Genomic DNA, 23,296 nt, shown 5'->3' on the forward strand with positions numbered 1-23,296 from the left:
ATGAAAGAGACGATAATCGATGCGGCAAAGATCGCACGTATAAATGAGTTATATCACAAGTCCAAGGCTGAGGGGCTCACCGACGCTGAGAAGAAAGAGCAACAGCAGTTAAGGCAGGAATATATATTTGCTGTGAAGAATAATCTCAGGAGCACGCTCAACAATATAGATATCAAAGAGAAGGACGGCTCCATAACCAGACTTCAGGACCTTGATCCTACAAGAAAGGCGTAGGCTGGCTTATGAATAGCGAGGATAGTGTAAATTCCGGCAGCAAGGAAGTTATAAGAAAAAGAATAAAAGCAGTCAGAAATGACATGGACAGGGATGATCGTGCGCAGAGATCAAAACTTATATGCAGACGGCTGTCAGCGCTTCCTGAATATGTGAATGCCATCAATATATGTGCATACATCTCCAAAGGGAACGAAGTGGATACAAGGCTCATAGTTGAGAGGGCGTGGGCGGATGGAAAGCATGTATATGTTCCAAAGGTTTATGGACAAGACATGGAGTTTATTGAGATCACAGACTACGAGGAACTTGCATCCGGAAACTTTGGGATACTCGAACCGGTTTCTGATGATTTTGAGGAGATCGAAGATGGGCTTATGTTCATGCCCGGGATTGCATTTGATCACAGCCGCAACCGCATAGGCTTTGGCGGAGGGTATTACGACAGATATCTGGCGAGGCATGCAGGGCTTGTCACGGTGGCACTGGCGTATGAATTCCAGATAGTTGATAAGATAGACAGTGAACCTACAGATATCAGACCACATATCATAGTAACAGAATCGGAAGTTATATCATAATGGAGGGTCAATGAACAGAGACGAGATAACAGCAAAGATCGCTGAACTTGAAAAGAAGATACAGATGGATAAGTTGCAAAATGCCGGGGCGGATGATGCCGGAAAAGTTGCAGGACGCACTCAGTCCGGTGATAGGGCTGACAGCTATGCGCTGTGCCTTGGCGGTGGCGGCGGTAAAGGTGCGTACCAGCTCGGGGTGTACAGAGCACTTGCAGAGTATGGACTTATGGACAAGGTCACAGCCATATCAGGAACTTCCATAGGTGCGATAAATGCCGTGCTTTTCGCGTGCAATGATCCTGACAGAAGCGAGGAGGCATGGAAGAAGATACATTTTGAGACGGTGTTTGACGTTGATCCTGATCTGATGTTCAACGACAAATCGGGATTCATGTCGCGCAGGGAGATGATAAAGCTCATGGACAGCTATGTGGATTACGGAAAGCTGTCTGATGGGCAGGTCACCGTGTATGCAGCCATAGCTGAGTGCGCGCAGGAAGGTGAAAGACAGGCTGAGTATATCAGTCTTGCAGGAATGGATGCGGAGGAGATCAGGACAGTCGTCATGGCATCATCCACCCTGCCTATGCTCTATGAGTCTGTGACTTATAACGGTAAGGAGTATTGTGATGGCGGTCTCGCCGACAATGTTCCGGTGAAACCTCTGTATGATATGGGATACAGAAATATAGTTGTGTGCGGCCTTAATCCCGACTCAAAGAAAGACATATCTGCATATACAGATGCGGATATCATAGAGATATATCCAAGTGTAAGCCTGGGAGATCTGATAGATGGAACCTTGAATTTCTCTGCAAATTCAGTAAAATTCAGAAGCCTGCTCGGTTATAAGGATGCCATGAGGGCACTTAAGGTTCATTTTGAGAATGATCCTGATTACATCGCGGCGCTGGATCATTACAGGGATATTGATCTTGCGGATATACAGACTCAGATGAGGATGGATGCCGCGGATTCCAGCGTGAAAAATACTATGGATAACATAGGCAGGATACTTGGTAAGCTAGGCATAGAGGAATAACTCCAGTCGGATTTACGTAGCTTTAAAGAAATAGATAAGGATACATAGAGATTATGAATGATTTGGAAAAAGTTATTGACGGCATAGATCTGGGGCTTCCAGCTCCGTTTGCGGAACCGGAGAGGCAGTATTATTTTATAAAAAAGGGCAGGGAGTATGTCACAGCAAGAAGCAAAGAGCTGGGACGTGACCTTACCTGTTCCATACAGACATTTGGCTGTCAGATGAATGTCCGGGATTCTGAGAAGCTTGCCGGAATACTTGAGCAGATGGGATATGTTAGGACCGAGTCTGAACATGCGGACTTTATAATATATAACACATGTACGGTCAGGGAGAATGCCAACAGAAAGGTTTATGGTCACCTTGGTCTCATGAAGCACCTCAAGGAGAAAAATCCTGAGATGAAGATAGCTCTGTGCGGATGCATGATGCAGGAGCAGCATGTGGTGACAACCATAAGCAAGAGCTATAGTTTTGTCGATATGGTATTTGGAACACACAATGTATATAAGCTTGCTGAGATATTTGTGAGCAGGATAGAATCCGGAAGCATGGTCATAGATATCTGGAAGGACGCCAAGGAGGTCGTGGAGGATCTTCCTGCGGTGAGGGAATTTCCATTCAAATCAGGTGTAAATATCATGTTTGGATGCAACAATTTCTGTACCTACTGTATAGTTCCATATGTAAGAGGAAGGGAGCGAAGCAGAAATCCGGAGGATATCATAGCTGAGTGTGAGAGGCTTGCTGACGACGGAGTGGTGGAGATCATGCTCCTCGGGCAGAATGTCAATTCATATGGCAAGAATCTTGAGCATCCGATCACATTTGCGGAACTGTTGAGGCGTGTGTGTGCCATAGAGAAGATACAGAGAGTAAGATTCATGACCTCACATCCAAAGGATCTGTCGGATGAACTGATAGATGTCATCGCGGAGAATCAAAAGATCTGCAGACATCTCCATCTGCCGGTACAGTCGGGCTCGACAAAGATACTGAATGCGATGAACAGACGGTACACAAAGGAGTCATATCTTGCACTGGTTGACCGCATAAGGGCAAAGGTTCCGGAGATATCACTCACCACTGATATAATCGTGGGATTCCCTGGTGAGACCGAGGAGGATTTCCTTGAGACCATGGACGTGGTTGAGAAAGTACAGTATGACACCGCATTTACATTTATATATTCAAAGAGAACAGGAACTCCTGCCGCCGGAATGGAGAATGGTTCCACAAAGGAAGAGATACAGGATAGATACAACAGGCTTTTAAGGCGTGTGCAGGAGATAAGTGATGTGAAGACCATTGCGATAAAGGGACAGACACAGCCGGTTCTGGTTGAGGGCTTTGACGAGAAGGGCGACGGCCTTCTGACCGGAAGACTCTCCAACAACATACTTGTCCATTTCCCTGGGTGTGCGGAGATGGTTGGAAAGATCCTGAATGTAAAGCTTGTTGAGTGTAAGGGATTTTATTACATGGGTGAATTAGCAGAATAGGAGTAGTTGAAGTGGCAGCATTAACACCAATGATGGCTCAGTATATGGAAGTTAAGAATCAGTATAAGGACTGTATTCTCTTCTACAGACTGGGAGATTTCTACGAGATGTTCTTCGACGATGCCCTGACGGCATCCAGGGAACTTGAGATAACACTGACCGGCAGGGACTGTGGTCAGGAGGAGCGGGCACCGATGTGTGGTGTTCCGTATCATGCTTGTGACATATACCTGAACAAGCTGATAGAGAAGGGCTACAAGGTAGCCATATGTGAGCAGATGGAAGATCCGAAGCTCGCAAAGGGTATAGTAAAAAGAGAAGTTATACGTATAGTTACGCCTGGTACAAATATGTCCCAGGCTATTCTTGATGAGACGAGGAATAACTATCTCATGTGTATATTTGGCTGTAATGATGAGTATGGTGTGGCCGTATGCGATATCACAACAGGGGAGTTCCGTTCCTGTCATATCTCATCTACATCCAAGCTGTACGACGAGATAAACAAATATTCCCCGACGGAGATCATAGGAAATGGCACATTCCTGTCATGCGATCTGAACTTTGATTACATGAAGGAGAAGATGAAGATAACGATATCGGAGGCTCCGTCTCATTATTTTAACGATGACACCTGTGAGGATTTCATTAAAAGACAGTTTAAGGTCGGATCAATAGATAGTCTCGGCATAGATGAGCAGGAGGATATGCTGCTGTCAGCGGGCGCACTTCTCCAGTATCTACATGAGACACAGAAGAACTCACTGGATCATATCAACAGGATAGATATATATTCCATAGAGGACTTCATGATCATAGACAGCTCATCCAGAAGAAATCTGGAGCTGACAGAGACACTCAGGGATAAGCAGAAGAGAGGCTCACTACTCTGGGTGCTTGACAAGACCAAAACGGCAATGGGAGCGAGAATGCTCAGAAATATGATAGAGCAGCCCCTTATCCACAAAGATGATATAGAAGCCAGACTTGATGCGATAACAGAGCTCAACGATTCTGTTATAACCAGGGATGAACTTCGAGAGTATATGAATACAATATATGATCTCGAGAGACTTATGACGAGGATATCGTTAAGAACAGCAAATCCGAGAGATCTTTTGGCATTTAAGACGTCCATACAGCTACTGCCGTTTATCATACAGCTTCTCGGAGAGTTTCATTCGGAAGAACTCACCGAGATCAGGGATGGAATAGATGATCTGCAGGATCTCTATGACCTTCTTGACCGCGCCATAGTTGATGAGCCGCCAATACTTATCAGGGAGGGCGGAATATTCAAGGATGGCTATCTTGAGGACATAGATACTCTGAAGAACGCCACAACTGATGGCAAGAACTGGATAGCAGAACTCGAGGCCAGAGAGAAGGAAAAGACAGGCATCAAGAATCTTAAGATAAAGTTCAACAAGGTGTTCGGATATTATTTTGATGTAACCAATTCATATAAGAGTCTTGTGCCGGATTATTTCATCAGAAAGCAGACACTTGCCAATTCTGAGAGATACACAACCGAGGAGCTTGACAGACTGGCTGGAGTTATACTCGGATCATCCGACAAGCTTGTTGCGCTGGAGTACAACACATATGTTGAGCTCAGGGACACCCTTGCTGCAGAGCTCACAAGGGTACAGAGAACAGCACACAGCATAGCCATGCTCGATGCTCTGTGTTCACTCTCATATGTGGCTGTTGCAAATGGGTATGTTAGACCTGAGATCAATACAGATGGAGTCATCGACATAAAGGACGGACGTCATCCGGTCGTTGAGAAGATGCTGAACAACGATATGTTCATCACAAACGACACATATTTGAACAACCATGAGAGCAGGATATCTATCATCACCGGTCCTAACATGGCTGGTAAATCCACATATATGAGACAGACTGCGCTCATAGTTCTCATGGCTCAGGTTGGAAGCTTTGTCCCTGCGGCATCTGCCAATATAGGCATATGCGACAGGATATTTACAAGAGTGGGAGCTTCCGACGACCTTGCATCAGGACAGTCCACATTTATGGTGGAGATGAGCGAGGTCGCAAATATACTCAGAAATGCCACGAAGAACAGCCTTCTCATCCTTGATGAGATAGGTCGAGGAACAAGCACATATGACGGTCTGGCGATCGCCTGGGCTGTCGTTGAGTATATAAGCAACAGTGAACTGCTCGGAGCAAAAACTCTGTTTGCGACACATTACCATGAGCTCACGGAGCTTGAGGGTAAGCTGTCGGCAGTCAACAACTACTGTATAGCGGTCAAGGAAGACGGGGACGACATAGTGTTCCTCAGAAAGATCGTCAAGGGTGGTGCCGACAGAAGCTATGGTATACAGGTTGCAAAGCTTGCCGGTGTGCCTGATGTAGTTATAGCGAGAGCAAATGAGATATGTAATCAGCTTATAGACAAGGACATAACCACCAAGCTGAAGGAGATAAAGGTTACAAATGATTTCAAGTCGAAGAAAGAAGACACCCAGATGTCAATGTTCGGCTCACTTGCCGAATCACAGGTGATCGAGGACATAAAGTGTGTTGATCTGTCCAACATGACACCTATGAAGGCGTTGCTTTATTTAAATGAATTGCAGGAGCGACTTAAATAATAAGGAGCGATAAGTAATGATAAAAGTATTAGACCAAAATACGATTAACAAGATAGCAGCCGGTGAGGTTATAGAGAAGCCGAGCTCGGTCATCAAGGAGCTTGTGGAAAATTCCATAGACTCAGGTGCCACAGCGGTAACCGTCGAGGTAAAGGGAGGCGGACTGTCATTTCTCAGAGTCACCGACAACGGAGCAGGCATAAAGAAGGATGAGGTCAAGCTTGCATTCCTCAGACATGCCACAAGTAAGCTTGTGACAGTCGAGGATCTCCTGAGTATCTCTTCTCTTGGTTTCCGTGGTGAGGCACTTGCAAGTATAGCGGCGGTTGCACAGGTTGAGATGATCACCAAGACCGCTGATGATGTGACCGGTCTCAGATACCAGATACATGGCGGTAAGGAGATATCCAGTGAGGAGATTGGTGCTCCGGGTGGAACAACCATAATTGTCAGAAATCTTTTCTACAATACACCGGCGAGAAAGAAGTTCATGAAGACTGATGCCACGGAGACAAGCTATATCTACGACTTGATGTGCCGTATATGCATGTCACACCCGGAGATCTCATTTAAGTTTATTGCAAATGGAACAGACAAGCTGTTCACATCCGGCAATGGAAAACTGAGGGATATAATCTACCATATCTATGGAAGAGATATCACTTCCAATCTTCTTGAGATAAATGCTGAGAATGACTATATGAAGATTTCCGGATATATAGCAAGGCCTTGTATATCAAGGAGCAACAGATCTTTTGAGGGTTATTATGTAAATCACAGATATATTAAGAGTGCGGTGCTCACCAAAGCAATTGAGGATGCATTCAGAACGTTTGTCATGATTCACAAATTTCCGTTTACCGAGATCAATTTTCAGGTTAGGCCTGATCTTCTCGATATAAATGTACATCCAACCAAGATGGAGTTGAAATTTGCAAACAGTCAGGATATATACAGCTTCACATACAATGCCATAAGGGAGACTCTGTTACACAAAGAGCTCATTCCTGATGTGGCGCCGGGGAAGGATCCAAAGCCGGAGACCTTCAAGCAGAGGGATGTTGGAAATGCACCGGAGGCATTCGAGAATAAAAGGCGTGAGGAGATAGTCAGGGCAGAGGAGCAGACTGTACCGCAGAGTCAGCCTGAGCAGCTTCGTCCGGCAGAACCGCAGAGTCAGCCTGAGCAGCTTCGCTCGGCGGAGACACAGACATCACCACAGCAGCTTTGCCCGATTGAACCACAGACATCATCACAGCCGGTCCGCCCGGTTATAGAAATCATAGATGAGACTAGCAGCTCAAACAATAAAGGATCAGACGTCATAGATAATAACAAGACGGAGAAGCCGGCAGGAAACTACATATATGCGGATAGGAATAATGATCTTGAGAGAGCTATAGTACAAAACAGGAATGTGGTAAACGAGAGTCCGGCATATACAGCTCCGGCACCAGCTAGACCTTCGGTCACAGCGGCGACACAAGACTCAACAGTATCTGCAGCTTCAGATGCAGCTTATATTGAGAAAGCCGGAAAAAAATATGTACAGCAGGATATGTTCCAGGAGAAATTCCTGACAAAGGAGGCCCGTGCGAAGCACAGACTCATAGGACAGCTTTTCAAGACATACTGGCTCATAGAGTACGATGGTAAGTTCTTCATAATGGATCAGCATGCCGCCCATGAGAAGGTTAAGTACGAAGAGCTTATGGAGAATTACAAGAATAAGAAGATATACTCACAGTATCTTATGCCTCCAGCGGTTGTTACACTCAGTGCCGCAGAGATAGAGTTTCTTCATGAAAATATGGAGATGTTCGAGGCACTTGGATATCAGATCGAGAACTTTGGAGGCAGGGAGTTCAAACTTAACGCTGTACCTGACAACCTGTTTGGCCTTGATGGCAGAGAGCTTTTTATAGACTTCATAGCTGATGCGAGCAGCAGTGCTAAAAAGGTGACTATAGACACATTTATACACAAGCTTTCCACTATGGCGTGTAAGGCTGCGATAAAGGGCAATACGGAGATAAGTTTCAAGGAGGCTGATGCACTTATAGACCAGCTCTTAAAACTAGAAAACCCTTATACATGTCCTCATGGCCGTCCAACAGTTATATCCATGACTGAGTCGGAGATCGAGAAGAAATTTAAGCGTATAGTATAGGAGATAACAGGATGGATAAGAATATGAAACCACTGATAATCCTGACAGGCCCAACGGCTGTTGGCAAGACGTCGCTGTCCATAGGACTGGCAAAGGCGGTGGACGGCGAGATCATATCCGCAGATTCCATGCAGGTATATAGAAAGATGAATATTGGAACGGCGAAGATAGAGCCGGAGGAGATGCAGGGGGTAAGGCATCATCTGATAGATATTCTGGATCCGGCAGAAGAGTTCAACGTTGTGCTTTTCAAGAAATATGCTCTTCGTGCTATGGAGGATATATATTCCCGTGGAAAAATTCCAATCATAGTAGGTGGTACTGGCTTCTATATCCAGGCGCTTTTGTATGATATAGATTTTGAGGAAAATGACAATGATATGTCATACAGGGAAAAGCTGCAGAACCTTGCAGATACCCACGGCAAGACATTTCTTCATGACATGCTAGCGGAGGTCGACCCTGAATCCGCTGAAAAGATACATGAGAACAATGTAAAAAGAGTGGTACGGGCTCTTGAATTTTATAAAAAAACAGGTATGAAGATATCTGAACACAACGAGACTGAGTCGCAGAAGAAGTCACCATATAATTTTGAATATTTTGTGTTAAATGATGACAGACAGAAATTATATGATAGAATAGACAGACGGATAGATATCATGCTTGAGGCAGGGCTTCTGGACGAGGTAAAACTGCTTGTGAGCGAGGGTTACAGCAGGGAGCTGGTGTCAATGCAGGGGCTTGGCTACAAGGAGATAATCGATTATATTCAGGGCAGATGCACTCTGGATGAGGCAGTATATACGCTAAAGAGAGATACAAGGCATTTTGCCAAGAGACAGATCACATGGTTCAAGAGGGAAAAACATGTGACCTGGGTTGATAAAAGTGAGTACGACAGCGAGTCTGAAATATTGTCATTTATGCTGGACAGGCTTCACGAAAAGGAGATTATATAGAAATGAAAGATATGTTAAAGGATTACTACAGATCACTGAATGTGGATGAAAAGGTGTTTGAATACTGCAACAGTGTGGAGGAGAAACTTAAGGATAGATTTGCAGCCATCGATGCTGTGAGTGAGCTCAACCAGCTCAAGGTCCTTAAGGCCATGCAGGACAACAGATTGTCTGAGGCACATTTTGCAGGCTCTTCGGGTTATGGTTATACGGATGACGGAAGAGATGCCCTTGAGAGGATATATGCAGACGTATTTCACACGGAGGATGCCCTTGTCAGGACACAGATAGTGTGCGGAACCCATGCACTCTGCACGGCCATGTTCGGTAATCTGCGCCCGGGAGATGAGATCATTGCCATATCGGGAAAGCCGTACGACACATTGGATGAGATCATTGGTATCAGGGAGTCAAGGGGCTCACTTGCAGAGTATGGTGTCACATATGCCCAGGTGGATCTGTTGCCGAACGGAGACTTTGACATTGATGGAATAAAGAATGCGATCAATAGCCGCACAAGGCTTGTGGAGATACAGAGATCCAAGGGATATGCGGTCAGAAAGACGCTGTCTGTACAGCAGATCGGTGAGGCCATAAAAGCGGTCAAGAGTGTAAATCCTGACATCATATGCATGGTAGACAACTGTTACGGAGAATTCGTACAGGATATAGAGCCGTCGGATGTGGGTGCCGATCTTGTGGTCGGTTCTCTCATTAAGAATCCGGGTGGCGGTCTTGCACCGATAGGAGGTTATATATGCGGAAAGAAGGAGTACGTGGAGAATGCTTCATACAGACTCACAACTCCGGGACTCGGCAAGGAGGTTGGAGCCTCACTTGGCAATACAAAGGCTCTCACTCAGGGACTTTTCATGGCACCTACAGTTACTGCAAGTGCGCTTAAGGGTGCGATATTTGCAGCAAATGTATACGAGGGACTGGGCTTTAAGGCTGTTCCTGACAGCACAGAGGACAGATACGATATTATTCAGGCTGTTGAGCTTCAGACTCCTGAGAGGGTCGTGGCATTCTGTGAAGGAATCCAGGCTGCAGCGCCGGTTGACAGTTATGTAAGACCTGAGCCTTGGGACATGCCGGGCTATGATTCACCGGTCATCATGGCCGCTGGAGCATTTGTGTCTGGTTCATCCATTGAGCTCTCAGCGGATGCACCTATGCGCTCACCTTACGCGGTATATTTTCAGGGGGGACTTACATATCCCCATGCCAAGTACGGCATAATAATGTCATTACAGAAAATGGTAGAAAAAAACCTTATAGTATGGTAGATTAATTAGTCGGCCATATAAAATTTTCTCTGGAGCTTGGAGAGGCGGAAGGAGGAAATATGGATAAAAATTATTGCAAAGAGAATTTTGCAGGAGGACTTTCGGTCTCCATGAAAGAAATGTCGGAGACTGAGAGACCGTATGAGAAGAGCTTTAAGTATGGAGTTGAGGTTCTCACAGATGCTGAACTTCTGGCAGTCATCCTCAGAACCGGAAGCAGGAAGGCAAATGCGCTGTCCACAGCCTACAGGATACTGGATGCCCATCCGGTCCACAAGGGGATAGTGGGGCTTAATTACCTGACTGTGAGTGAACTTGAAGAGATAAGCGGAGTTGGAAAGGTAAAAGCGATACAGATGAAATGTCTGGCTGAGATATCCAGGAGGATGGCCAGGGCTTCATTTAAGCCGTTTTTGTCGTTCCAGTCCCCACAGAGCATTGCGGATTATTTCATGGAGAACACAAGATATCTCGAAAAGGAATACGTGTATCTCCTCATGTTTGATGCGAAGCATAAGCTCATAAAGGATGTCCGCATTTCAGAGGGAACAGTGAACAGTTCGATGTTATCTCCGAGAGAGGTGTTTGTGGAGGCACTCAGATACGATGCTGTCTATATCATACTTGTGCATAACCACCCATCCGGAGATCCGACTCCGAGCGGTCAGGATATAGATATCACCAGAGAGATGGACAGAGCCGGGGAACTGATAGGGATAGAGCTTTCAGATCATATTATTTTAGGAAATAACTGCTATGTCAGCTTAGCTGAGCGAGGTATTTTATAATGAAACGAAGACGAAATAGGAACAGAAAAAGAATAGAGATCACACCGAGATATTTTTTGCTTGGACTCACAGGCTTTTGCGTTGTGCTCATGCTTGTATCTCTCTTTGCGGGGGGAATATTTGCACCGGTGAGGAATTTTACCAACATATTTGTCCAGCCCATGCAGAAAGGGGTAAATACCATAGGCAGATGGGTTCAGAGCAAAACTGAGGCTTTCCAGAATTACGACGCACTGTTAAAGGAGAATGAAACACTCAAGGATCAGCTTGAACAGAGTCAGAAGCAGGTGGCACAGTACCAGCAGAATTCGTATGAGCTCGAACGTCTTCAGGCACTTTATGAGCTTGATCTCCAGTATTACGATTATAAGAAGACTGCTGCCAGGGTCATATCAAAGGATACCGGCGGATGGTTTCAGGTGTTCTATGTCGACAAGGGAACAGATGATGGTGTTGTCGAGGGCTGCAATGTCATGTATGGCAACGGCCTGTGTGGAATAGTCACAGAGGCCGGAAAGGATTATGCCAAGGTAAGAGCCATCATAGACGATACATCAAATGTAAACGGAATGATATTACCATCAGAGGCTATTTGTAATGTTGAGGGAAGTGCCAGCAATTATGAGAATGGCTATCTTATCGCTGAAAACATTGACAAGGACGCAGAGGTCGAAGTCGGCGATCAGGTCGTCACATCCTATGTGTCAAGCAAATATCTGTCGGGAATTAACATAGGGTATGTAACAAAAATAGAGGAAGATTCCAACAATCTTACAAAGACTGCATATATCACTCCGGCATGTGATTTTTCAAAGATACAGGAGGTACTCATAGTCCTCCAGACCAAGAAAACTGTTTCGGAGTAGAAGTAAAGAGGTTAAACAGACATTGAGAAGAGTTATCACACTTGGATTATTAATCATAATATGTTTTGTGCTTCAGTCAGCACTTTTTCCATATATTTCAGTTGCGGGTGCGACTCCCAATCTGATGCTCATCCTCACGGTGTCCTTTGGACTTATGAGAGGTCGAAAAGAGGGAATGCTGGTGGGATTTTTCTGTGGCTTTTTATATGATCTGTACTTTGGCTTTGCCATAGGCCCTTTTATGATCATATATATGCTCATTGGATACTGTAACGGATTTTTCCACAGACTGTACCTCGTGGAGGATGTACTGCTGCCTATCATCATCATAACACTTGATGATTTCATATTTAATTTCATAACATTTATAATATTCTTTGTAATGCGTAACAGACTAAGTTTTGGGCTGTACATGAAGGATATTATTTTGCCGGATATGATATACACAGCCATACTTACGATGATAGTATTCAAGCTGTTTGTCTTTATAAACAAGCGGCTGAAGCGCGCTGAAAAAGGAAGTGAGACATAGTGATCAGAGATATATTAGAGATAATCAAAGATTTTATAGTAGAAAAGTTAAAGAGCCGTATTTTTTATGTCACTCTGTTTTTTTTGTGCCTGTCAGGCGTGCTTGTGTACAGATTGTTTAATCTTCAGATCATAAATGGAGAAAAATATCAGTCCAGCTTCCAGTACAAATCACTTAAGACGGTGTCGGTCAAGGCCACCAGAGGAAAGATTTTCGACTGCAACGGAAAACTGCTTGCATATAACGAATCTTCATACAATCTGAGTTTCACCAGCAATGCAGACCTCACTGAGGCGGCAGACAAGAAGAATATGTCGGTCAATGAGCTAAGAAATGAGATAGTTTATAAGACGATACTTATACTTGAGCAGAATGGAGACAGTCTGTCCGTGGAGCTTCCGATCAAGCTGGATGCAAATGGCAACATGAAATTCACGATAAGCGGCTCACAGCTCAATACATTTTATATGAATGTTTATGGTGCAAGCTCAGTTGATGCCCTCACCGATGCACAGAAGAATGCTACAGCAAGGGAAGTATTTGACTATATGAGAAGTGATGAACTTTTCAATATCTCGGGTGATTATTCGGATGCCTATGTGCTCAAGATCCTTGCCGTGAGATATGAGGTATGGCTCAACAGATACCAGCAGTACATGACAGTGGATATCGCCAACAATATAAGTCAGCAGAGCTATGCTGCGATAACTGAGAATATGGATACACTGCTCGGAATGGATGTGAGTATTGAATCAAACAGAGTATACAATGATGCAATATATTTTTCGCATATAATCGGATATATCGGCAACATTTCAAATGAGGAGCTCGAGGAGTACAATGCGAAGCTTGACGAGGATCAGCAGTATGATTCCAATGATATGGTTGGAAAGCTTGGTTTGGAACAGTCGTACGAGGATCAGCTTCGTGGTGTTGACGGTTCCCAGAAGATGTACGTTGACAACATGGGAAAAGTCCTTGAGATTATAGAAAAGACTGATTCTGTTGCAGGAAACGATATTTACCTCACACTTGACTCTGATCTTCAGAAATACTGCTACAACGCACTTGAAAAGGAATTGTCGTATATTCTCCTTGCAAATCTCAAAAACGTGACGACATCCAAGGAGAAAGAGGATATACCTATAACGGATGTGTACTCGGCATTCTTTGACAACAACATTATAGACATAAAGGCCCTTAATGCTGCGAATGCAACTGACAATGAAAAGAATGTGTACAACACATTTGTATCAAGCAAGCAGTACACACTCAATGCGCTTTCGGACATTCTGAAGAGCAGTCACACGGAACTGTATAATCTTTCGGATCAGTACAAGGATTATATGGAGTTTATATGCGAGACGCTGAGCTCAAACGGCATATATGACAGCAGTGCAGTGGATAAGGACAGTGACACATATAACAACTATGTAAATGACAAGATATCATTATATGAGTATCTGAAATACTGCATAAGCCAGGGAGTAATAGACATAACCGGCATTCAGACAAGCAGTGATTATTATGATACGGATGAGATATACAATGTTATTGTCGATTATGTACTCAAAGAATTTGAGGATGACTCCGATTTCGACAAACGAGTCTTCAAATATATGATATTATCAGGTGAAATAACAGGTTCCCAGGTAATATACCTGTTATACGACCAGGGAATCCTTAATAGTACAACAGACGAAGATTACGAGGAATTTACGTCAGGTGTCCTCAGCAATTTTGAATTTATTTACAGAAAGATCAAAAAGCTTGAGATAACACCTGCCATGCTTGCTCTTGACCCATGCTCGGGATCCATCGTGGTGGTCGATCCGGCGACAGGAACTGTAAGGGCTATGGTAAGCTACCCAAGCTACGACAACAACAAGCTCACAAATGTGATCGATCCTGACTATTATGCCAAGATAACAGAAGATAAGACGACCCCTATGTACAATCGTGCAACCATGCAGAGAACTGCACCGGGTTCCACATACAAGATGCTCATTGCTGCAGCTGGTCTGCAGGAGGGCGTTATAGACGTTGGATCAGTTATAACTGATTACGGTACATTCTCAAAGGTTGTTCCTTCACCGGCCTGCTGGCTCAGAAGCGGACACGGAACGCTTGGTCTCGCTGACGCCATAGAGGTATCGTGTAACGGTTTCTTCTATGAGGTTGGATACCGCCTTGCCACAGACAGCAAGGGAGTATATCAGGATGCACAGGGTATAGATAAGATACAGAAGTACGCTTCGTTATTTGGACTTGACCAGAAGTCAGGTGTGGAGATAGAAGAGATGGATCCGCATGTGTCAGATACTGATGCGGTACGTTCTTCTATCGGACAGGGTACAAATAACTATGCGCCTGTCCAGCTTGCCAGATATGTGACAACCATCGCCAATGAGGGCAACTGTTATGACCTGACACTGGTGAACGAGATAAAAAATATAGATGGAAGAACAGTGTATAAGAGTGGCAACGTTCCTAAGAATACAGTTGATCTGACGGACAGCCAGTGGGCGGTCATAAAACAGGGAATGCGTCAGATGGTAAGTGAACACACAAGTCCATCGGCTCTTATAAATCAGATAAATGTCAATGTTGCCGGCAAGACGGGAACAGCAGAGGAGGATACCACAAGGCCGGATCACGCATTGTTTGTGTCATTTGCGCCTTATGAGAACCCTGAGGTCAGTGTAACATGTGTTATTCCACATGGATATACATCGGGTAACGCAGAGGAGCTTGCCGGAATGGTGTACGCATATATGTATGACCCTGACAAGCTTGATACGCTTGACATAACAGGAAACAACCAGATGTCAGATTAATTGAGATACCAAAGATATATCACAGAACCTGTGTGTAGGAAATAATATGACAGGAGCAGATGATATGGATGGTATGGACAGATTATCAATCAAGGCAGACAGATCAGGCATAGTTGTCTATGTACCGGCGGCTATGTCTGTAAATGATATCTGCTGCGATCTGTATTGCAGGATCCTCGATAATATAAGTGCCTTCCAGAAAAAAGGAACTGTATGTATATCTTTCAGGGGATGTACCCTGGAGCGTGGAGACACGGAGGAGATAATCAGTTTTTTAAACAGCATTGATAAGATTCATGTCAGATTTGCAGCTAAACCTGACATAGATCAATATACAGGTTCCGGTGTCCGGGATGATGGGGATCGTGAACCACAACAGGCAAAAGTCAGTATGGCTTTGCCGGATATGACTAAAACGCACAGTGACAATGAAAGACCATATATCTTCCGCGGCGACATAGGGAGAAAGCAGACCCTTGAGATCAGGGGAAATGTCATTATCCTCGGAGATGTTGCCAGGGATGCCAGGGTTGTATCCGGTAAGAATATCGTGGTCGTTGGGGAACTGGCGGGAGCTGCCATAGCGGGTAAGCTGGCGGCTGGAAACAATTTCATAATAGCGATGAGAATGTGCCCACAGCTTTTGCAGATAGGAAAAGCGAAAAGTACAGGAATCAGACTTCCGGGTGCAAAAAGAATGCCAATGATAGCTACGAATGATGAAGGGATTATAAATATAACCTACATATGATAGTAAATTTAGGAGGATTTTTATTATGTGTGAAGTTATTGTTATTACATCAGGAAAAGGCGGAGTTGGCAAGACGACCACATCGGCGAACATAGGAACCGGTCTTGCGTCCCTCGGGAACAGAGTGGTGATGATAGATACAGATATAGGTCTCAGAAACCTGGATGTTGTGCTTGGCCTGGAAAACCGCATAGTCTATAATCTGATAGATGTAATAGAGGGAAACTGCAGATATAAGCAGGCTCTTATAAAGGCGAGGAACTACAACAATCTGTACCTGCTGCCTTGCGCGCAGACCAGGGATAAGACAGCGGTCAGCCCGGAACAGATCATCAAGCTCATAGACGAGATAAGAGACGAGTATGACTACATAATCATTGACTGCCCGGCCGGTATAGAACAGGGCTTTAAGAACGCCATAGCTGCTGCTGACAGGGCTGTCATAGTGACAACTCCCGAGGTCTCGGCCATAAGGGATGCAGACAGGATAATCGGTCTGCTCGAGGCGTATGGAATTGAAAAACAGCACCTCATAATCAACAGGATAAGATATGATATGGTCAAAAAGGGCAATATGATGTCCGTCGATGATGTGGTTGATATACTTGCAGTGGATCTGCTTGGAGTGATCGCCGACGATGAGGACATAGTCATATCGACAAACAAAGGAGAACCGGTCGTGTGCAGCAACACGAAATCGGGACATGCATATATGAATATATGCAGAAAGATAGTGGATGATTCCCTTGAAGTTGAAGATTATTATTCAGGGAAGAACCGCTCACTGCGTTCGCTTTTCAGACGTAAAAGAGCCTGAAGGGAGGAATATGGGGATGAATAAGATATATTTATATAACACAGGAAGTTATGCCAAAGAAAGGCTTATAAGCATGTTGGCTTCAGACAGGATAGGGTGTAATCCGGATTTCCTGGACGATATGAAGCATACCATAAAGCAGGAGATAGACAGATACATCAATGTAAAGGAATCAGATATCGATATCCAGGTCAAGGAGCGTATGCTAGTGGCATATATTCCATTGTTAAGCGTGGATACAGAGAAGAAGGATAACGAATATACATACAGAACAACAGGACGAGGATCAGTGAATTATGAACTTATTCAAGAAGGATCAACTGAACTTAAAACAATTCAGTCTTGATCAGGATCAAAAAAAATACAGTATACTGGATTACAATTTCAAATTGTTTTTCCTGATAATAGCAGCCATGGCCATGGGTACTGTGATCATAGTGAGCGTAGATGAGACAAAACTCACAAAGCAGTTGATCGGTGCCGGGGTGTGTATACTGGGAATGATAATAGTATCACTCATAGACTATAATTTCATATGCAAATACTATATGGTACTATACGCTGCAAATATAGTGCTGCTGGGACTTGTACTGGTGGTAGGATCAGGTGCGGATTCCCATGGAGCCAGCAGATGGTTCCAGATATCCGATTCATTTACCATACAGCCATCAGAGTTTGCCAAGATAATACTGATAATCTGCACGGCTGTTTTTCTTGAAAAACATGCGGATGATCTGAACACGGCAAAGACGCTGCTGAAGCTTGCAGCTTTCCTTGCAATACCGATCGGACTTATATTTGCCGAGCCGGATCTTTCAACCACGATATGTATATGTGCAACATTGTTTATAGTCATATTTATAGCGGGGCTCTCACTCAAGATAATAGGTATTGCGGTACTGATACTCATACCATTCTTTGGAGGCTTCTTCTGGTATATCCAGCAGGACAACCTGCCTCAGTTTCTGAACGGATATCAGAGACAGCGTATACTTGGACATATGTATGGAGGCGGATCCACCCAGGATCAGCAGAACAACTCGATCATGGCCATAGGATCGGGACAGTTGACCGGTAAGGGGATCAACAGCTCTGATGTGGCAACCGTAAAAGATACAAATCTCATATCTGAGCAACAGACAGACTTTATATTCTCGGCAGTGGGAGAAGAATTAGGTTTCATCGGAAGTGTTATTATTATTGCAATTTTACTGCTCATAGTGTTACAATGTATTAGGGTTGCTAGGCGTTCCGGTGATAAAAAGGGAATGTATATAGCAACAGGTATGGCAGCACTGGTCAGCATCCAGTCATTTATCAATATTGGTGTTGCCACATCCATACTTCCGAACACGGGATTACCTTTGCCATTCATAAGTTACGGACTGAGTTCACTCGTCAGTTTGTGTGCCGGAATGGGCATGGTTCTCAATATAAATTTGCAAAAGAAAAAGTATTAGGAGGATTTTCATGAATATTGGTTTGATAGCACATGATGCTAAGAAAAAACTGATGCAGAACTTCTGTATAGCATATAGAGGAATTCTTAATAAGCATGAGCTTTACGCAACAGGAACTACCGGAAGACTTATTGAGGAGGTTACCAATCTTACAGTTCACAAATATATTGCAGGACATCTTGGCGGTGAGCAGCAGCTCGGATCACAGATAGAGAACAATGACATCGATATGGTCATCTTTCTGAGAGATCCGCTTCATCCAAAGAATCATGAACCTGATATAAACAACATATTTACATTGTGTGATACACATAATATTCCGCTTGCGACTAATCTGGCAACTGCCGAGCTTCTTATACTGGCACTTGACAGAGGAGATCTTGACTGGCGTGAATTCTACAAGTAAATATATTTCAGCACCGTTATCAGGCTGTTGAATATATTTCGGAGGTTATATTATGTTTAATCAAAGCAGAATAGGAAAATACATGCGAAGAAGTATCTCTTTGATACTTGTGTTGTCGATGGTCCTTCTGACCGGCTGCGGAAGCAAGACCTACAAAGCTGGAAAACAGCTCGACATAGGTGTGTTGCCTGATCTTCCGGTGTATGGGGAGCTCGGAATGGCATACGATAACGCTGTGATAGCACAGGGCGAGGAGATAGATGCCGCAAACTACAACGGATGTTATGCCGCTATGCTTGTCGATGAGACGACCAAGGATACCATAGTGGCCCATAATGTACATGGAAGGATATATCCGGCAAGTATGACCAAGATCATGACAGGTATACTCGTTATGGAGAGCATAGAAAAGGGAGATATATCCCTTGACGATGTGGTAACTCTCAACAGAAAGGTAACATTTGACGATTGGGATGCCATGGCCAGTGACCTGGTCGGAGGCTGCAGCCTGACGGTCAAGAACCTGCTGTACGGTCTCATGATAACATCATACAATGACTGTGGTGTTATACTTGCAGAGCTGATAGCCGGCAGCGAATCAGCATTTTGTGACATGATGAATGAAAAGGCGAAGGAGATCGGTGCTACAAATACCCACTTTGTCAACTGTCATGGACTTCACGACGATGACCATTACACTACAGCGTATGATCTGTATCTTATAATAAAGGAATTTTCAAAGCATGACCTTGCGTATGTGATAGATTCACTTGATACATATGATTTCACATACACGGATGCAGATGGCAATGAACAGGTGGTAACCATAGAGCCGACAAATGAATTCTTAACTGGTGAGGTAAATTTTCCAGATGGATACTCGATAGGTTCGTGGAAGACCGGAACCACAGAGGAGGCACTCAACTGTCTTATCATGGAGCTTAAGAACGATTCCACCGGTGAAGAGTATATTGCTCTTGTAGCCGGAGCAGATGGAAAAGAGGCACTGTACAGCGCCATGACTGAACTTATAAATAAGGCAAAGTGATGTGTGTATCTGACATATATGATACGGACATTATTTGTATAAATTTTACATCAAGATTCAGGAGGCATGAAAAATGATTCACATTATTGCAGGAGATAAGGGTAAGGGAAAGACAAAGGCACTGATAGATAAGGTCAACAATGAAGTAAAGGTTGTTTCCGGTACGGTAGTATTTCTTGATAATAACAACAAGCATCTCTATGAGCTCAGCAACAGAGTCAAGATGATCAACTGTACAAGCTATGGAATTAGCAAGCTGGATTCGTTCACCGGATTCGTGCGAGGAATAATCTCCCAGAACAGTGATATTGAGAAGATTTATATAGATAATTTTAAGACGGTTGCATACGTTGGAGAGTCACATATCGTTGAGGCATTGGACGAGATAAAGAACATATCCGATATGTTCAATGTTGATATAGTGATCTGTCTGGCAACAGATGTCAATGACGTACCAGAGGATTTCAAGGACTGCGTTATTGCGGCATTATAAGCTGGATGCCGCCTTATATTTCAGATAGAATGTGGTTGGCATATGTATGTTGCCAGCCATTTTCTGTGCCAGAGTAAATTACGGGAGACATATTATGGCGACAATAAAACGAAAAAAACAAAAGACAAAGATCGAACTTCCAAAGCTCAAAATGCCGGGCTTTGGAACATTCCTTTTTGCACTCGTATTCATATATATACTCATCAGGGTCGTTGCGTATGTTAATGATTCTGATCCGATAATATTCACGGTTGAGCAGAGTACGTACGATACTGATTTCACGGCTACAGGGCTTGCGGTAAGAAGTGAGACTGTCATAAACGCCTCGGCGACGGGAACACCATGCTACTATATAAGAGATGGCGAGAAGGTATCCAAGGGTGCAAATATATATGCCATTGACAGCTCGGGCTCCATGCAGGCAGCAATGAGCGACATGCAGGAGAATGGTTCAGCACTTCTCACGAGCGCAGATTACACAAGTCTGAACAATCAGATAAAGATGTTCAAAAATGGATTTTCGGCATCCAATTTTGGTAATGTATATAATTTCAAGACAAGCATCGACAACAAGCTTTTAGAGCTCTATGAGGAGCTTGCTCTTGAGCAGGTCAGCAATGGTTCTTCATCATTTTCACTTGATGCCCAGAAGGCGCCATTCAGCGGACTTGTCACATACTATCAGGATGGATATGAGAGCGTCGATGTGAAGAATCTGACACCTGAGCTTTTTGATAAAACTGTGTATACAAAACAGTCACTCAAGTCAGATGGCCAGGTTTCTGCGGGCAGCGCTGTATGTAAGCTTATCAACGATGAGGAATGGAATATTGCCATATCGCTCAGCAAGGATGAATTTGACAAGGTTACACAGAATGAATACGCTTCATTTACCATCAATAATTCGAGCAGAAAGATTAGATCGACATACGATAAGATCGAAAAAGATGGTCATTATTATATAGTGGTATCATTCAACAAATATATCGCGCAGTATGTAAATGAAAGATTTCTGGACATCAACTTCATGTTCGAGGAATCCAGCGGTCTGAAGATACCGGCTTCATCCGTAATAACAAAGGATGTATATATGATACCTGTGGATTACCTGACAGGAGGCAGTGGTGATTCAGATCTGACTCATTTTAATCAGGTAACATATGGCAATTCGGGAAGCACTTCAATAAAACAGATATCACCGATAATATATTTTACCGACAAGAGATTCTGTTATGTTGATCCGTCAAGTATAGATTCAGATGCGGTACTGCAGAAGAATAATTCCAAGGAGACATTTTCCGTTGCCACAGCCGCCAAGTATACGATGGATGGTGTTCTGTGTGTATCAAGAGGAACTGCGGAATTCAGAAGAATAGAGGTTATCGTATCGGGTGATGATTACTCGATCATCAAGCCGGATCTTTCATATGGAATATCCAGATATGACAGAATATTACTGGACGGACATTCCATGAAAGAGGGAGAGCTTATATATCAATAGTACAGACACAGGAGATGATAATATGCTTAAAGAAAATTACGAAAAAGTAAAAGAGAACATAGTCAGGGCATGTGAAAAGGCCGGCAGATCACCGGAGGATGTCACTCTGATTGCCGTTAGCAAGACAAAGCCTTTGTCAGATATAGAGGAATTGCTCAGTGATACGAATGCCGTTGATTTTGGTGAGAATAAGGTTCAGGAGCTTGTGGACAAATACGAGAATGTCTCAAGACCTGTAAACTGGCATATGATAGGTCACCTGCAGACGAACAAGGTAAAATATATTGTAGATAAGGTGTGTATGATACACTCCGTTGATTCGTTAAATCTTGCCAAAACCATTGAGAAGGAGGCTGCAAAGCATGATGTCACAGTCAAGATTCTCATTGAGGTAAATGTTGCACAGGAAGAAACAAAATTTGGACTGTCATGCGACGAGGTACTTCCGCTTATCCAGGAGATAAAAGATTTCCCTCATATCAGGGTTAAGGGTCTTATGACTATCGCTCCATTTGTGGATGATCCCGAGGACAACAGGGTCTATTTCCGCAAATTGAAAGATTTATCACTTGACATACAATCTAAAAGCATTGATAATATCGATATGAGCGTCTTGTCGATGGGTATGACAAACGACTATGAAGTTGCAGTTGAAGAAGGTGCAACGTTGGTTAGAGTTGGCACGGGAATATTCGGTGCCAGAAATTATAATATTTAAAGGAGAACAATCATGGCAAAGGGAAATACAAAGAAAAGTTTTCTTGATTATTTCAAATTAAGTGATTCAAGCGACGATGACTTTGATGATGATTTGTTTGATGAAGATGAAGATGACTATGAAGATGAAGACGATATGGACGATCGCTTAGACGATGAGTACGATGATGAGGATGATTACGATGCGCCTCAGACAGAGTCCAGAGTGAAGGCTTCACCGCTCAAGTCCTTTAATAAGTACAAAGGTTCTGCATCATCTGACAATGGATCGGCCAGATCAAAAGCTGCAAGATCTTCTCATGGTCAGCAGTCAGGAGCAGGTAATGGAAAGCTCGTATCGATCAACAGCAGATCCAGAGCAATGGATGACAGTGAAGTATTTGTTATCAAGCCGGACGAGTTTGACGATGCGCAGATGATAATCGATCATCTCAATCGAGGACAGATAATCGTAATAAACATGGAGGATCTTGATCTTCCAACTGCACAGAGAATAGCGGATTTCATTGGAGGAGCAAGTTATGCTGTGGATGGTCTGTTTCAGGCTATTTCGGGCAACATATTCCTTGCCACACCTAATGGAACCTACGTATCTGGTGATTTAAGAGAGGAATTGGCTGGAGGATCTCTTCAGGGGGAAACTCTTTCAAGTAAGGCAACTTATTAATAT

Annotated in this window: 22 protein-coding genes; all 22 read left to right on the forward strand. The window is 43.8% G+C overall.

The window, feature by feature from the left end:
- Entirely contained in the window at positions 1-234 is a 234-nt protein-coding gene (locus ABUA31_RS00700; protein WP_015534916.1) for a DUF896 domain-containing protein, read from the forward strand.
- An 8-nt stretch (positions 235-242) separates the two neighbouring features.
- Positions 243-815, forward strand: coding sequence for a 5-formyltetrahydrofolate cyclo-ligase (locus ABUA31_RS00705; RefSeq protein ID WP_118649137.1), 573 nt, complete (start codon positions 243-245; stop codon positions 813-815).
- 10 nt (positions 816-825) lie between these two features.
- Entirely contained in the window at positions 826-1,857 is a 1,032-nt protein-coding gene (locus ABUA31_RS00710; RefSeq protein ID WP_349818349.1) for a patatin-like phospholipase family protein, read from the forward strand.
- Positions 1,858-1,910: 53 nt separating this feature from the next.
- Positions 1,911-3,362, forward strand: a complete 1,452-nt coding sequence (miaB, locus tag ABUA31_RS00715) for a tRNA (N6-isopentenyl adenosine(37)-C2)-methylthiotransferase MiaB (protein WP_349818350.1) — start codon at positions 1,911-1,913, stop codon at positions 3,360-3,362.
- A 29-nt stretch (positions 3,363-3,391) separates the two neighbouring features.
- Positions 3,392-5,989 (forward strand): DNA mismatch repair protein MutS, encoded by a 2,598-nt coding sequence (gene mutS / locus ABUA31_RS00720; protein ID WP_349818417.1) that lies wholly within the window; start codon positions 3,392-3,394, stop codon positions 5,987-5,989.
- Between the two features lie 16 nt (positions 5,990-6,005).
- The gene (gene mutL, locus ABUA31_RS00725) at positions 6,006-8,159 is read left to right on the forward strand and encodes a DNA mismatch repair endonuclease MutL (protein ID WP_349818351.1); all 2,154 of its coding nucleotides are present in this window, start codon (positions 6,006-6,008) and stop codon (positions 8,157-8,159) included.
- 11 nt (positions 8,160-8,170) lie between these two features.
- Entirely contained in the window at positions 8,171-9,121 is a 951-nt protein-coding gene (gene miaA, locus ABUA31_RS00730; RefSeq protein ID WP_172674880.1) for a tRNA (adenosine(37)-N6)-dimethylallyltransferase MiaA, read from the forward strand.
- 2 nt (positions 9,122-9,123) lie between these two features.
- Positions 9,124-10,410: a methionine gamma-lyase family protein gene (locus tag ABUA31_RS00735; protein ID WP_055279957.1), complete on the forward strand. Its 1,287-nt coding sequence runs from the start codon at positions 9,124-9,126 to the stop codon at positions 10,408-10,410.
- 59 nt (positions 10,411-10,469) lie between these two features.
- On the forward strand, positions 10,470-11,198 hold the full coding sequence (gene radC / locus ABUA31_RS00740) for a RadC family protein (RefSeq protein ID WP_015534923.1): 729 nt from the start codon (positions 10,470-10,472) through the stop codon (positions 11,196-11,198).
- Positions 11,198-12,064: a rod shape-determining protein MreC gene (gene mreC, locus ABUA31_RS00745; protein WP_070098451.1), complete on the forward strand. Its 867-nt coding sequence runs from the start codon at positions 11,198-11,200 to the stop codon at positions 12,062-12,064. Before radC ends, mreC begins: the two co-directional genes overlap by 1 nt.
- A 22-nt stretch (positions 12,065-12,086) precedes the next feature.
- The gene (gene mreD / locus ABUA31_RS00750; protein WP_022216476.1) at positions 12,087-12,596 is read left to right on the forward strand and encodes a rod shape-determining protein MreD; all 510 of its coding nucleotides are present in this window, start codon (positions 12,087-12,089) and stop codon (positions 12,594-12,596) included.
- Positions 12,596-15,433 carry a penicillin-binding transpeptidase domain-containing protein gene (locus ABUA31_RS00755; protein WP_349818352.1) on the forward strand — a complete coding sequence of 946 codons (2,838 nt, stop codon included), beginning with the start codon at positions 12,596-12,598 and terminating at the stop codon, positions 15,431-15,433. The genes mreD and ABUA31_RS00755 overlap by 1 nt, the downstream gene beginning before the upstream one ends.
- A 46-nt stretch (positions 15,434-15,479) precedes the next feature.
- Positions 15,480-16,184: a septum site-determining protein MinC gene (locus ABUA31_RS00760; RefSeq protein ID WP_055144455.1), complete on the forward strand. Its 705-nt coding sequence runs from the start codon at positions 15,480-15,482 to the stop codon at positions 16,182-16,184.
- A gap of 25 nt (positions 16,185-16,209) precedes the next feature.
- Entirely contained in the window at positions 16,210-17,001 is a 792-nt protein-coding gene (gene minD / locus ABUA31_RS00765; protein WP_349818353.1) for a septum site-determining protein MinD, read from the forward strand.
- 16 nt (positions 17,002-17,017) lie between these two features.
- Entirely contained in the window at positions 17,018-17,347 is a 330-nt protein-coding gene (locus tag ABUA31_RS00770; RefSeq protein WP_015534928.1) for a cell division topological specificity factor MinE, read from the forward strand.
- On the forward strand, positions 17,298-18,461 hold the full coding sequence (locus ABUA31_RS00775; RefSeq protein ID WP_015534929.1) for an FtsW/RodA/SpoVE family cell cycle protein: 1,164 nt from the start codon (positions 17,298-17,300) through the stop codon (positions 18,459-18,461). The genes ABUA31_RS00770 and ABUA31_RS00775 overlap by 50 nt, the downstream gene beginning before the upstream one ends.
- 10 nt (positions 18,462-18,471) lie before the next feature.
- The gene (locus ABUA31_RS00780) at positions 18,472-18,867 is read left to right on the forward strand and encodes a methylglyoxal synthase (protein WP_022216472.1); all 396 of its coding nucleotides are present in this window, start codon (positions 18,472-18,474) and stop codon (positions 18,865-18,867) included.
- A gap of 52 nt (positions 18,868-18,919) precedes the next feature.
- Positions 18,920-19,915, forward strand: coding sequence for a D-alanyl-D-alanine carboxypeptidase family protein (locus tag ABUA31_RS00785; protein ID WP_349818354.1), 996 nt, complete (start codon positions 18,920-18,922; stop codon positions 19,913-19,915).
- Positions 19,916-19,988: 73 nt separating this feature from the next.
- Complete coding sequence (locus ABUA31_RS00790) at positions 19,989-20,408, forward strand: hypothetical protein (RefSeq protein WP_015534931.1); 420 nt, start codon at positions 19,989-19,991, stop codon at positions 20,406-20,408.
- A 94-nt stretch (positions 20,409-20,502) separates the two neighbouring features.
- The gene (locus ABUA31_RS00795; RefSeq protein WP_349818355.1) at positions 20,503-21,909 is read left to right on the forward strand and encodes a biotin/lipoyl attachment domain-containing protein; all 1,407 of its coding nucleotides are present in this window, start codon (positions 20,503-20,505) and stop codon (positions 21,907-21,909) included.
- Positions 21,910-21,931: 22 nt separating this feature from the next.
- On the forward strand, positions 21,932-22,627 hold the full coding sequence (locus ABUA31_RS00800) for a YggS family pyridoxal phosphate-dependent enzyme (protein ID WP_349818356.1): 696 nt from the start codon (positions 21,932-21,934) through the stop codon (positions 22,625-22,627).
- A 12-nt stretch (positions 22,628-22,639) separates the two neighbouring features.
- Positions 22,640-23,293 (forward strand): cell division protein SepF, encoded by a 654-nt coding sequence (locus ABUA31_RS00805; RefSeq protein ID WP_015534935.1) that lies wholly within the window; start codon positions 22,640-22,642, stop codon positions 23,291-23,293.
- Positions 23,294-23,296 lie beyond the last annotated feature (3 nt).

This window comes from Coprococcus sp. RTP31081st1_H1_RTP31081_211007 (assembly GCF_040227275.1).
Taxonomy (GTDB): domain Bacteria; phylum Bacillota; class Clostridia; order Lachnospirales; family Lachnospiraceae; genus Coprococcus; species Coprococcus aceti.